This window comes from Actinomycetospora sp. CA-053990, assembly GCF_050948445.1.
GTDB classification, from domain to species: domain Bacteria; phylum Actinomycetota; class Actinomycetes; order Mycobacteriales; family Pseudonocardiaceae; genus Actinomycetospora; species Actinomycetospora callitridis.
The window spans coordinates 1,760,493-1,773,141 of sequence record NZ_CP192043.1; the positions used below are offsets into that span (position 1 = coordinate 1,760,493).

Consider the following 12,649-nt stretch of genomic DNA (forward strand, 5'->3'; position numbering starts at 1 on the left):
CGGCGTCTCACCGCGGAGTGCCCGGTCGGACGCCGCGCGTCACGTCACGAGCCGGGCGAAGACGACCGTGTTGTCGCGGTACGAGCGCGCGGCGTCGTCGAAGTCGCCGCCACAGGTGATGAGGCGCAGCTCGGGGCCGGCGGTGTCGCCGTAGACCTCGAGGCTCGGGAACTCGTCCTTCGGGAAGGAGCGCACGGCGTCGACCGCGAAGGTGCGCGACGACCGGTCCGCCGACGTGATCGTGACCCGGTCGCCGGGACGCAGCCGCCCGAGGTCGTAGAACACCGACGGGCCGTTCGCGGCCGAGTCGACGTGCCCGAGGACCACCGACGGGCCGACCCGTCCGGGCGTCGGCGACCCGCGGTACCAGGCGGCGTGGTCGTACGCCGGGCCCGGCACCGGCACCTCGAGGGTGCCGTCCGGCTCCAGCCCGACCGAGTCCACCGGCGACGCGACGTCGATCGCGGGGATCGTGATCGACGCCGGGGGAGACCCGGTGGCCGGTTGCCGGCGGGGTCCCGCGGCGGCGGTGGGTGGGGTCGTGGCCAGCGGGTCGGCGGCGACGGCGGCGGCCGGGGCGGGTGGCTCCGACCCGAGGAGCCCCGCGCCGCCCAGCACGAGGCCGAGCACCGCGAGCGCGCCGGCGACGACCAGCAGCACCCGGCGGCGGGCCGGTGCGGTGGACTCGGTCATCGCGTGCTCCCGGGGTTCGGCGACTACTGGCTGGTATCGCTCGCTGAGCGAGCGATACCAGCCAGTAACCGGATCAGAGGGTCAGTGCCGGGCGCCCGCGCGGCGCCGGGCGGCGAAGCCCACGCCACCCGCGGCGACCAGGGCGACGACACCCGCGGTCAGCAGGACGGGCGACGGTCCGCTGGTGGAGCCGCCGCCGGTCTCGACGCCGCCGGCCGGCATGGCCGGCATCTGGCCGGGCAGGTTGACGACGATGGTGGCGACGCCGACGGTCAGCCCGCCCTGGATCGCGTCGGTGCCGAACGCCTGGTTGAGCGCGGTCGCGGCGGTCTGCGAGAGCCGCACCGTGGTGCCGGTCAGGGTGGCCGTGCCGGCGGCGGCGTCGGTCGAGATGGGCTGCAGGGTCGAGCCGTCGAGGTCGAACAGCACCGCCGACTCGGCGATGGTCTGGCCGCCCGCGCTCACCTTGCCGCTGAGCGTCGCGGGGTTCCCCGGGTCGATGACGAAGTCCGTCAGCTCGACCTTGGTCTCGCCCTTGGTGAGGCTCAGCCCGCTGCCGTCGTGCTCGATGCGGCCCTGGACGTAGGGGTTGACGGTGCCGGGCTCGTAGACGGTGACGTTGCCCCCGGTGATCGGGAACTTCACGCTGCCGTCGGCGAGCGTGGCGTCGCCGATCGTCCCGGGGGTGACCTCGAGCTGGGTCAGGGCGTCGGTGAAGCCCGGGTCGAGCCGGACCGACGACGACTGGCCGGTGAGGTCGGGGATGGTGGCGACCGGGTCGGCGGCAGCCGCGGTACCGGCGGTGAGCCCGGCCAGCGCCAGGGCCGACACACCGCTGACGAGCAGGGTGGCGAACGTACGACGAAGGGTCACGAGAAGGCCTTCCGGAGGCGAGATCAGCGTCGGTGCTGAGCTGATGTCCCTCGTCCGCGCCCGGCGGCCGACCGGTTCGGAAATGGTCGGATCCGACGGGAAACCGAACTGATCGGGCCGCCGGGACGAAGGATGCTGTCCGATTCCCCGATTTCGTCTGCCGGACAATTCTCGGGCGTCATCCGAGCTGGTCAGGGGCCGTGCCATTCCCTCCGGGAACGGATCAGCCCGTGCGCGCGAGGTCGTCGTCGTCGAACGGGTCGACCGCCTCGATCGCGTCGTCGACCGTGCCCGCCCCGGCACGCCAGAGGCGCGCATAGGCACCGTCGCGCGCCAGGAGCTCGGCGTGCGCGCCCTCCTCGAGGATCCGCCCGCCGTCGATCACCACGATGTGGTCGGCGCGCGCGGCGGTGGCGAGGCGGTGGGCGACGACGAACGTCGTGCGGGGCGCCGCGCCGGTGCCGCGCGAGACGCGGTCGCCCGCAGCCAGCACGGCGCCCTCGGTGGCCGGGTCGAGCGCGGCGGTGGCCTCGTCGAGCAGCAGCAGCCGGGGGTCGACGAGCTCGGCGCGCGCGAGGGCGACGAGCTGGCGCTGGCCGGCCGAGAGCCCGCCGCCCCGCTCGCCGATGGGCTGGCGGAACCCCGCCGACAGCGACGCGATCATGTCCACGGCGCCGACGTCCCGCGCGGCCTGCTCGATCCGCGCGGGGGTGGCCTCGGGGTCGCCGTAGGCGATGTTCGAGGCGACGTCGCCGACGAACAGGTGTGCCTCCTGCGGCACGACCCCGAGGTGCCGGTGCAGCGTCGGGATGTCGAGGTCGCGGATGTCGACGCCGTCGAGGAGCACGGTGCCCGCGGTGGCGTCGTAGAACCGCGCGACGAGCTTGACCACGGTCGACTTCCCGGCCCCGGTGGCGCCGACGAGCGCGACGGTGCGCCCGGGCGGCACGTGCAGGGAGAAGTCGGCGAGCGCGGGCGCGGTCGCGCCGGCGTAGGTGAAGCCGACGTCGCGCATCTCGACCTCGCCGCGCAGGTCGTCGAGCACCACCGGGTGCTCCGGCGAGGGCACCGACGTCGGCGTGCGCAGCAGCTCGCCGATGCGGGTGAGCCCGATGCGCGCCTGCTGGTAGCCGTCGAACACCTGCGAGAGCTGCTGGACGGGGCCGAAGAACATCGCGAGGTAGAGCAGGAACGCCGCGAGGATGCCGGGGGAGAGGCCGCCGGTGGCGACGCGGGCGGCGCCGACGCCGAGGACCGCGGCCTGCGCGAGGTCGGAGAGCATCGCGGCGAACGGGAAGTACGTCGCGATCATGCGCTGCGCGCGGACCCGGGCGCGTCGGTAGGCGTCGCTGTTGCCGGCGAAGGTGGCCGCCGAGCGGTCCTCGTGGGTGTGCGCCTGGGCCACCCGCAGGCCCGCGACGTTCTCCTGCAGGTCGGCGTTGACGACGCTGACGCGCTCGCGCGCCTCCGCGTACGCCGCCGACACCATGCGCCGGAAGATCAGCGTGGCCACGATCAGCACCGGCATGACGGCGAACGAGACGAGCGCCAGTTCGAGGTCGGTGACCAGCAGCGCCACCGCGACGCCGAGGACGGTCAGCAGGCTGACCACGGCCTGCGCCATGCCCGTCTGCAGGAACGACGACAGGGCGTCCACGTCCGTGGTCATCCGCGTCATGATCCGGCCGCCGAGCTCGCGCTCGTAGAAGTCGAGCCCGAGGCGCTGGAGGTGCGCGAAGCTGCGCGTGCGCAGCAGGAACAGGCGTCCCTCGCCGATGCGGGCGGTGAGCACCGTCTGCGCCGCGACCACCACCCAGTCGACGGAGACGACCACCAGGCCGAGCCCGACGGCCAGCCACAGGATGTCGAGCGAGCCCGCCTGGATGCCGCCGTCGACGGCGAGGCGCGCGAGCGAGGGGAACGCCACGGTGGCCGCGGCGTCGAGGCCGAGGAGCACGACGGCGAGCACGAGGGCCCACCGCACGGGCCGCATCAACCGCCCGAGCCGGAAGCCCGGGTCGGGCGCCGTGGGGTCCTCGCCGTAGAGCCGGGGCTCCTCGGTGGCGGGCGGCAGCTTCTCCAGGGCCGCCGTCATCTCGGTCGGTGCCGCCCCGTCGAGCCCACCGGCCAGCGCCTCCGAGCCCGAGGAGACCGCGATCGGCCCCGGCGGGGGGACCGGGCGGTCGGGCGCCGGGTCGTCGGGCCACAGGGACGGGGTGATGGTGGCGTCCCGACCCTCGGCCACCGGGGCAGCGGGGTCGGCGGGCTCGTCGAGCACCCAGCCCGGCTCGTCGATGAGCTCGGCGGGCCCGGCGAGCAGCTCGCGGAACAGCCGGCAGCGGCCCTCGAGCTCGGCGTGGGTGCCGACGTCGACCACCCGGCCGCCGTCGAGCACCGCGATCCGGTCGGCCAGCGAGAGCGTCGAGCGCCGGTGGGCGATCACCAGCGTGGTGCGCTGCGCGGTGACCGCCTTCAGGGTCTCACCGATCGCCGCCTCGGTGGTGGGGTCGACCGCGGACGTGGCGTCGTCGAGCACGAGGACGCGGGGGTCGTAGAGCAGGGCGCGCGCGAGCGCCACGCGCTGGCGCTGGCCGCCTGAGAGCGTCAGGCCCCGCTCGCCGACGCGGGTGTCGTAGCCCTCGGGCAGGTCGTTGATGAACCCGTCGGCCTGTGCGGCGGCCGCGGCGGCGCGGATCTGCTCCTCTCCGGCGTCGGGGCAGCCGTAGGCGATGTTGGCGCGCACGGTGTCGGAGAAGAGGAACGCCTCCTCGAACACCACGCCCACCGCCCGGCGCAGGGCGTCGAGGCGCAGCTCGCGCACGTCGACGGCCTCGCCCGGCGGGCCGATGCGCAGCGCGCCGCCCTGCACGTCGTAGAAGCGCGGGGCGAGCAGCGCGACCGTCGACTTGCCCGAGCCCGCGGTGCCGACGAGCGCCACCGTCTCGCCGGGCGTGATCTCGAGCGTCAGCCCGTCGAGCACGGGCTCGCTGCGCGCGTAGCCGAACCGGACGTCGTCGAGCTCGACGCCGAGCGGCCCCGCCGGGACCTCGCGGGCCGCGGGCGCGTCGACGATCTCGGGCTGGGAGTCGATGAGCTCGTAGACCCGCTCCACGCCCGCGCGGGCGAGCTGGCCGGTGACCACCAGCCCGGCGACGAGCCGCGCGGGCCCCACGAGCGCCGCGACGTAGGAGGTGAACGCGATGAACACCCCGAGCGAGATCTGCCCGCTGACCGCGAGCGCCCCGCCGAGACCGAACACCCCGAGCTGGCCCAGCGTCGGCAGCGCCTGCAGCGTCGGGGTGAGGCGGGCGTTGAACCGCGCCGCCCGCAGACGCTGGGCGTAGAGCCGCCGGGCGGCGTCGCGCAGCCGGCCCGTCTCGCGGTCCTCCTGCCCGAAGCCCTTGACGACGCGGACGCCGGTGACGGCCTCCTCGACGTGCTGGGCGACCTCGGCGGCGCTCTGCTGCGCGGCCCACGTCGCCGGGAACAGGCGTCGTCGCATGCGCGCGGTGAACAGGACGCCGACCGGCAGGATGATCATCGAAGCGACCGTGAGCAGCGGCGAGAGCCACAGCATGATGGCGACCGAGACCACCAGCTGCCCAAGCGTGCCCGCCACCAGCGGGACCATCCCCAGCAGGCCCTGGACCTGCTGCAGGTCGGAGTTGGCGCGCGAGACGACCTGTCCGGTGCGCAGGGCGTCCTGCTTGGGCCCGTCGAGGCGCGAGACCGAGCCGAACACGCGCCGGCGCAGGTCGTGCTGGACCCCGAGCGAGAGCCGGCCCCCGAGGTAGCGGCGCAGGAAGGCGGCGCCGAAGCGGACGACGGCGATGACGGCCATCGCGATCACCAGCGGGCCGAGGCCCGCGGTGGACCCGGCGACGGCGCGGTCGACCGCCGTGCCGATCAGCAGCGGCCCGACGGCCTCGAGGCTGACGCCCAGCACCGAGGCCGTGAGGGCGGCCACGGTGAGTGAGGGGCGGCGCCAGCAGTCGCTCGCGAGACGTCGCATCCAGCCACGGGCGCGGCGGGTCGGCACGTCCTCCCGCGCGGGGACGTGCTCGGTGGTGCGCTCCGTGGTGCCCTCCGGAGAAGTGGTGGTGGACGGGAGGTCTCCCTCCCAGATTAGGACGGCCCCCCGACAGGCCGCCCGATCGCGGACCCCGACGTGACGAACGACCGGCGTCGTGGTCGAATACCGGCGTGCGCCACTTCCTGCTCGGCCCCCTCTGGGAGAGCCGCCGCGCGCACGTGTTCGACGAGCGGTGTCGACGGGCCTGACGAGCCGACCGTCGCGAGCCATCCGGTCGCGACGTCCCGTCGCCCGCGCGCCGCACCGATCCCTCCCTGACCCCGGGGGGACCGTGCGCGCGCGGTCGCCCGCACCCGGAGGAACGACCGTCGTGACCGCCCTGGTCGACACACCCACGCACGTCAGCACGCACGCCAGCCCGTTCGCCCGTCCCCGCACCCTGCGCGCCGACCGCCGCCGCTGGCAGGACGGCCCGACCCCGGCGAGCCTCGCCGACCTCGTCGCCCTCACCCGTGAGGTGGCCGACGAGGTCCACGCCGGCCGTCACACCGTCGAGGTCGACCCCGTGCACCGCTGGTCGCAGCGCCTGCACGCCGACGAGCACCTCGACGTCTGGTTGATCTCCTGGGCCAGCGACCAGGCCGCCGAGCTGCACGACCACGGTGGCTCGCTCGGCGCGCTCACCGTCGTGCGCGGCGGCCTGACCGAGTGGCGCTGGACCGCCGGCAGCGAGGACGACGACGCCTGCCGTGCCGAGGAGCTCGCCTCCCGCGGCCCCGGGCTGCGCCGCCGGGTCCTCGAGCCCGGCCGCAGCGTCGCGTTCGGCCTCGGGCACGTCCACGACGTCAGCAACCGCGCGCTCGAGACCGCGGTCAGCGTGCACGCCTACTCCCCGCCGCTGTCGGCGATGTCGTACTACGGCGTCGAGGGCGGCGTGCTCAAGCGCACGCGTTCCGAGCTGGTCGAGCCCGGGCAGCCTCCCGAGTGAGCGCGATCTCCGATCTCCTCGACCGCGCCCGGGCGCGCCTGCGGCGGCTCGACCCGCGCGACGCGGCCGACGCCGTCGACGCCGGCGCCCTGCTCGTCGACATCCGTCCGGGCTGGCAGCGCCTCGACGAGGGCACGGTGCCGGGCGCGGTGGTGATCGAGCGCAACCACCTCGAGTGGCGCCTCGACCCGACGTCCGACGCCCGGATCGCCGAGGCGGACTCGCCCGACCGGCAGTGGATCGTGCTCTGCTCCGAGGGCTACACGTCGTCGCTCGCGGCCGCGGCGCTCCAGGAGATCGGCCTGCACCGGGCCACCGACGTCGTCGGCGGCTTCCGTGCCTGGTCCGACGCGGGGCTGCCCACGGCGCCCGGGAGCGACGAGCGCCCCGACTACGCGCGTCGCGGTGACGCCGCGCACTGACTGGCCCGCACTGAGGTCGCGCCGCAGCTCTGACAGCCTCGACGGATGCACCCGGATGCCCCGGTGGGAACGCGTCTCGCGACAGGACTCGACGGTCGCCTCGAGGCGGTGGCGGCGCTCTACCGCGACCTGCACGCCCATCCCGAGCTGGCGTTCGCCGAGCACCGGACCGCCGCGCTGGTCGCGGACCGCCTGACCGCGATCGGGCTCGAGGTCACCACCGGCGTCGGCGGCACCGGGGTGGTCGGGGTGCTGCGCAACGGCGCCGGGCCCACCGTCCTGCTGCGCGCGGACATGGACGGCCTGCCGATCGCCGAGGACGACACGGTCGCCCACCGCAGCCGCGACACCGGCGTCGACGCGGACGGCGCGACGGTGCCGGTGATGCACGCGTGCGGGCACGACACGCACATGGCGGCGCTGGTCGGGGCGCTGGAGTGCCTCGCCGCGGACCGTGCGGGCTGGTCGGGCACGGTCCTGGCGGTGATGCAGCCGGCCGAGGAGGTCGGGGGAGGGTCGCGGGCGATGCTCGCCGACGGGTTCCTCGAGCGGTTCGGCCCGTTCGACGTCGCGCTGGGCCAGCACGTGACCTCCGCCCCCGCCGGCCATCTCTACGCGCGGGATGGGGTGTTCATGGCCGCCGCCGACAGCCTGCGCGTGACCGTGCACGGCCGGGGCGGCCACGGCTCGACCCCGCACGCGACCGTCGACCCGGTCGTGATCGCCGCGGCGATCGTGCTGCGGCTGCAGACGATCGTGGCCCGGGAGGTCGCCCCGGCCGACTCCGTGGTGGTCACGGTCGGCTCGCTGCACGCGGGGAGCAAGGAGAACATCATCCCCGACCGGGCCGAGCTGAAGATCAACATCAGGACCTTCGACCCGGACGTCCGGGCACGGGTGCTCGCGGCGGTCGACCGGATCGTGCGCGCCGAGGCCGCCGCCGCGGGGGCGCCCGCCGAGCCGGACATCGAGCCGCTCACCGACTTCCCGTTGCTGGTCAACGACGTCGACGCCACGGAGCGGGTGCGGGCGGCCTTCGAGTCCGCCTTCGGCGTCCCGAGCGTGCACGAGGCCCCGCGCCGCTCGGGCAGCGAGGACTTCGGGTGCTTCGGGGACGCCGCGGGCGTGCCCTCGGTGTTCTGGAACTTCGGCGGGCTGGATCCCGACGTCTACGCGGCCGACGCCGAGCACCCCGAGGCCGCCGTCACGGCCGGGCGGGCACCCGGTGTGCACTCCCCCCACTTCGTGCCCACGGCGCTCGAGCCGGTGCTGCGCCGGGCCGTGGAGGCGGTGCTCGTCGCCGCCGGCTGCTGGCTCCGTCCCGCGCCCTGACCGGCGGTCAGACCCGAGGACCGTCCGCGGGCGCCTCCGCCACGTGGCGGCCGAGGGCGGCCCGGAACGCCTCCGGCGTCTGCGGGGTCACCAACGCCCCGAGGATCGCGATGGCGGCGCCCACCACGAGGAACGAGAACGCGGCCTCGTAGGAGATCGTCTCGGCGAGGTAGCCCATGACGAAGGGGGACACCGCCCCGGCGAACTGGCCACCGAAGTTGACCATGCCGCCCCCGACGCCGGCGTAGCGCGCGGGGAGCATGCGCAACGGCAGACCGAAGATCTGCATGTAGGCCAGGTACATCACGAGCGTCCCGCACGTCTCCCAGACGATGAACTCGACGGCGGTCTCGGCGCGCACCATGAGGACCAGCAGCACCGCGGTGACCAGCATGACCGGGATGACGACGCGGCGGTGGTTGCCGCGCAGCCAGCGATCGAAGATCACACCGCCCAGCACCATGCTGATCGCGGCGCCCAGCCACGGGACGCCGGAGAGCAGGCCGGCGCCGGTGAGGGACACGCCCTTGGTCTCGCGCAGGAACGTCGGCACCCACGACACCAGGCCCCAGCCGATGATGTTGAACCCGCAGAACATCAGGGTGAAGCGCCACATCACCGAGGAGCGCAGCAGCCGCAGCGCCTGCCGCGGCGGGACCTGCTCGGGCAGGCCCGCGTCCGCGTCGTCCGCGGTGCCGGCCTCGGTGGGGGTCAGGCGGCGCGGGAGGCCCTTCCAGAGGACCAGCACCATCAGCAGGCCCAGGACCGCGGCGGCGAAGAAGGCGCCGCGCCACCCGAGCGCCACGATGAGCGGCGCGGCCACGGCCGGGGCGATCGCCGACCCGAGCGGGTTGGAGGCCGACATCGCGCCGTTGGCGGTCATGCGCTGGGCGCGGGTGGTCCGTTCGCTGACCGCCTTGATCGACGCGGCCGGGAACAGGCCCTGGAAGACGCCGAACACGGCGCGGATCACGATCATCGACCAGAGGCCGCGGGCCAGCCCGCACGCGGCCGTGAACACCGACCAGCCGACCGCGGCGACGAGCATGGTCCGCTTCGCGCCCCAGCTGTCCGCGAGCAGCCCGCCGGGGATCTGGAAGAGGGCGTAGGTGATGAAGAACGAGGTGAGGATCAGGCCCTGCAGCGTCTCGCCGGCCCCGAACTCGGCGCCGATCTCGGGCAGCGCCAGGGTGATCACGAGGCGGTCGACGTAGTCGACCAGCCACGTCACGAACAGCACGACGACGGTGACGATCGCGATGCGCCGGCCGGGGCCGCGCGGGTCCGGACCCTCGGTGGACGTCTCGGTGGACACGCTGCGACCTCCCTGCCCCGGTGAGCGACGAGGGGGAGTCTGCCGAGGGGCGAACACCCCGGTGCTCGTCGTGACGGTCAGGGTCTCGGCCGTTCATTCGTCGGATGCTCCAAGTCCGGGCGCCGAGACGAGCAGGGCCACGGCGGCGGCGAGGCGCTCGTCGGGATCGGCGAGGTCGAGACCGACGAGCTCGGGCAGCCGCGAGAGCCGGTAGCGCAGGGTGTTGGCGTGCACGCCGAGGTCGCGGGCGGCCGCGGTGACGTCGCCGAACGCGGCCAGGAACGCGGCCAGCGAGGCGACGTAGTCGGTGCCCCGGCGGGCGTCGTGCGTGCGCAGCGCCGCGAGCGGGCCGCCGTGCCACCGGGGGTCGCCGCGCGCGGCGTCGGCCAACGCCAGCAGGCAGGCCGACGCCCACACCTCGTCCGGGCCCGCGCTGCCGTCCACACCCCGCCGGGCCAGCGCACGCACGACGAGCTCGGCCTCGCGCCGGGACGCGGCGACCTCCCCGAGGTGGGCGGCGCCCACGCCCACACCCACCCGGAGCCGGACGCCCACGGCCGCGCCCACCGCCTGGGCGAGCGTCGCGAGGTCGCGCCGGGCGGCGGCCTCCGAGCGCACCTCGAGCAGGACGAGCACCACCCGCCGGGGACCGACGGTCGCGACGGCATGCCGCCGGTGCCCCGCGAGCAGGCGCAGGGACTCCTCGCGGACGCGGTGCAGCAGGGCGGTGTCCCCGGTGTCCCCGGTGTCGACCGGCTCCACCACCGCGACCACCGCGGGCGCGTCGGGCTCCGTCCCGAGGTGACCGGCGACGGTGGCCGGGTCCGCCTCGCCGAGCAGGAGCCGCCCGAGCAGCTCCTCGGCCAGCCGACGGCGCGCCAGGTCCTCCGTGTCGAGCCCGAGGAGCCGGTGCGCGGCGACCCCGGCGGCCTCGCGCAGCAGGGCCGCGGCCTCGGGGGCCAAGGGCCCGTCGCCCTCGGCGACCCAGATCGAGCCCAGGTTCTCGTCACCCGCGCGGATCGCGATCGCGAGCCGGCGCCGGGCGCCGAGCTCGGGGACGGCGTCGGCCTCCACGACGCCCTCGTCGGACCACAGACGCCGGTAGAACCCGGCCGCCGCCAGCCGTCGCCGGTACTCCGCGGGCCCGGCCTGCTCGAGGACGGCCCCGCGCCGCACGTCGTCGTCCGCGGCGGTGAGCCGGGAGGCCGCGAGCAGCCGCTGTGCCGGGGTGAAGATCATGGCCGAGCCGTGCACCAGCTCCGCGAGCCCGTTGGCCAGCGCGGTGAGGGCCGGCTGGCGGCCGAGCACGGAGCCCGGGGCCGGCGGCGGGGCGGCCGCACTGGCGAGCACGGCCCGCAGGCGCCCGATCGTCTCGGCCCATTCGCGGTCGGCGGCGAGGGCGAGGACGGCGACGCCGGCCTGCTGGGCACTCCGGGACAGGGCCCCGTCCCGGCCCGGCCGCGCGCGGACGACGACCGCGACCGCCCCCGCTCCGACCGCCTCCTCGAGCACCGCGGCGAGCCCGCGCTCGTCGGTCCGGCGTCCGGGCAGCAGCCACAGGTCGGCGGCCTGCGGCGTCGCGTCGGGCTCGTGGACGGCCAGCGTGCGCACCGGCACGTCCAGGCCCCGGGGAGCGACCACCACCTCGAGGCCGTCGGGCGCGAGGGCCTCGACGAGCGTGGCGAGCAGGGCGGGACGGGTGCCGGACGCGTCGTCGTTGTGCGGTTCCACGGCGAGCGCCTCCTCGACTTGGCGGGACGGCCAAGCATGCCCGGATCCGGAGCACGGATGCTGGCCTCGTGCCGCTCGCCGACGTCGACACCACGGATCTGCGACGCCGCCTGGACGCCCGCGCCCGGACGATGACCGAGGACCTCGGGCGGCTGGTGGCCGCCGAGTCGCCGTCCGCCGACCCCGCGGCCCTCCGGCACTGCCGGGAGGTCCTCTCGGACGTGGGGACCGAGCGGCTCGGGGTCGCGCCGACGGTGCTCCCCGACGGCGCGGACGGTGCCCCGGGCGGGCTGTGGTGGCGCCTCGGGCCCGACGGCGAGGCCCCGGTCCTGCTCGTCGGTCACCTGGACACGGTCTGGCCCCTCGGCACGCTCGCCCGCCGCCCCTTCACCGTGACCGACGGGCACGCCACCGGGCCGGGCGTGTTCGACATGAAGGCGGGCCTGGTGCAGGGGCTGCACGCGCTCGCCGCCCTGCAGGAGATCGGGGACGTCCCCGCGGTGGCCCTGCTCGTCACCGCCGACGAGGAGGTGGGCTCGGCGACGGGCGGCCCCGCGGTCACCGCCGCCGCGGCGGGAGCGCGGGCGGCGCTGGTGCTGGAGGGCTCCGCCGGGGGCGGGCGGCTCAAGCACGCCCGCCGGGGCTGGTCGTTCTACGAGATCGTCGTGGCCGGACGCGCGGCCCACGCGGGCCTCGAGCCCGAGGCGGGCCACAATGCCCTGCGCGACCTCGCCCGCATCGTCACCCGCCTCGACGAGCTCGCCGACGACGCCAGCACGGTCACCCCCACCGTGGCGACGGCGGGCACCACCCGCAACACGGTGCCCGCGAGCGCCTGCGTCACCGTCGACGTGCGCTGCGCCGAACGTGCGGGCCAGGAACGGCTCGACCGGGCGCTCCGCGCGCTCGTCGCGGCCGAGGCGGGGCTCGGCGCGAGCGTGGAGGGCGGGATCAACCGTCCGCCGATGGAGGCGGGGCAGGCGGAGGACCTCGTCGCCGTGGCGCGCGCATGCGGCGCGCGGCTCGGCCTGCCCTGGCCGGGCACCGCGGCCGTCGGCGGGGTCTCCGACGGCAACCTCTGCGCCGAGGCGGGCACGCCGACCCTCGACGGGCTGGGCGCCGTCGGGGGCGGGCCGCACGCGGAGCACGAGTGGGTCGACCTCGCGCGGATGCCGGAGCGCGCGGCCCTGGTCGCGGCGCTCGTCGCCACCCTGGGTGCGCCCGACTACGGCCGTGACCCTGGCCCGTCACACGACGACTGA

At 75.8% G+C, this 12,649-nt stretch carries 9 protein-coding genes; 4 read left to right on the forward strand and 5 right to left on the reverse strand.

Annotated features, from left to right (window positions below; all coding sequences use genetic code 11):
- Window positions 1-39: 39 nt before the first annotated feature.
- The 3 genes from ACQPYN_RS09050 to ACQPYN_RS09060 all read right to left on the reverse strand — a co-directional run bounded on the left by ACQPYN_RS09050 (window position 40) and on the right by ACQPYN_RS09060 (window position 5,578).
- Window positions 40-693, reverse strand: coding sequence for a class F sortase (locus ACQPYN_RS09050; RefSeq protein ID WP_433036065.1), 654 nt, complete (start codon window positions 691-693; stop codon window positions 40-42).
- Between the two features lie 81 nt (window positions 694-774).
- The gene (locus tag ACQPYN_RS09055) at window positions 775-1,566 is read right to left on the reverse strand and encodes a hypothetical protein (RefSeq protein WP_433036067.1); all 792 of its coding nucleotides are present in this window, start codon (window positions 1,564-1,566) and stop codon (window positions 775-777) included.
- 223 nt (window positions 1,567-1,789) lie between these two features.
- Window positions 1,790-5,578 carry an ABC transporter ATP-binding protein gene (locus ACQPYN_RS09060; protein ID WP_433038802.1) on the reverse strand — a complete coding sequence of 1,263 codons (3,789 nt, stop codon included), beginning with the start codon at window positions 5,576-5,578 and terminating at the stop codon, window positions 1,790-1,792.
- Window positions 5,579-5,969: 391 nt separating this feature from the next.
- Between ACQPYN_RS09060 and ACQPYN_RS09065 the strand changes: the two genes are divergently transcribed.
- Genes ACQPYN_RS09065 through ACQPYN_RS09075 form a run of 3 tightly spaced genes read left to right on the forward strand, consistent with a single transcriptional unit; the run spans window position 5,970 to window position 8,341 of the window.
- Complete coding sequence (locus ACQPYN_RS09065) at window positions 5,970-6,587, forward strand: cysteine dioxygenase (protein ID WP_433036069.1); 618 nt, start codon at window positions 5,970-5,972, stop codon at window positions 6,585-6,587.
- Window positions 6,584-7,009: a rhodanese-like domain-containing protein gene (locus ACQPYN_RS09070; RefSeq protein ID WP_433036071.1), complete on the forward strand. Its 426-nt coding sequence runs from the start codon at window positions 6,584-6,586 to the stop codon at window positions 7,007-7,009. Before ACQPYN_RS09065 ends, ACQPYN_RS09070 begins: the two co-directional genes overlap by 4 nt.
- Before the next feature lie 45 nt (window positions 7,010-7,054).
- Window positions 7,055-8,341, forward strand: coding sequence for an amidohydrolase (locus tag ACQPYN_RS09075; protein WP_433036073.1), 1,287 nt, complete (start codon window positions 7,055-7,057; stop codon window positions 8,339-8,341).
- 7 nt (window positions 8,342-8,348) lie between these two features.
- On the opposite strand, the gene ACQPYN_RS09080 is transcribed toward ACQPYN_RS09075, so the two are convergent.
- A complete protein-coding gene (locus ACQPYN_RS09080; protein ID WP_433036075.1) occupies window positions 8,349-9,656 on the reverse strand; it encodes an MFS transporter in 1,308 nt (435 codons plus the stop codon).
- Between the two features lie 93 nt (window positions 9,657-9,749).
- Window positions 9,750-11,387: a helix-turn-helix domain-containing protein gene (locus tag ACQPYN_RS09085; protein ID WP_433036077.1), complete on the reverse strand. Its 1,638-nt coding sequence runs from the start codon at window positions 11,385-11,387 to the stop codon at window positions 9,750-9,752.
- A gap of 68 nt (window positions 11,388-11,455) precedes the next feature.
- Between ACQPYN_RS09085 and ACQPYN_RS09090 the strand changes: the two genes are divergently transcribed.
- A complete protein-coding gene (locus tag ACQPYN_RS09090; protein WP_433036079.1) occupies window positions 11,456-12,649 on the forward strand; it encodes a M20/M25/M40 family metallo-hydrolase in 1,194 nt (397 codons plus the stop codon).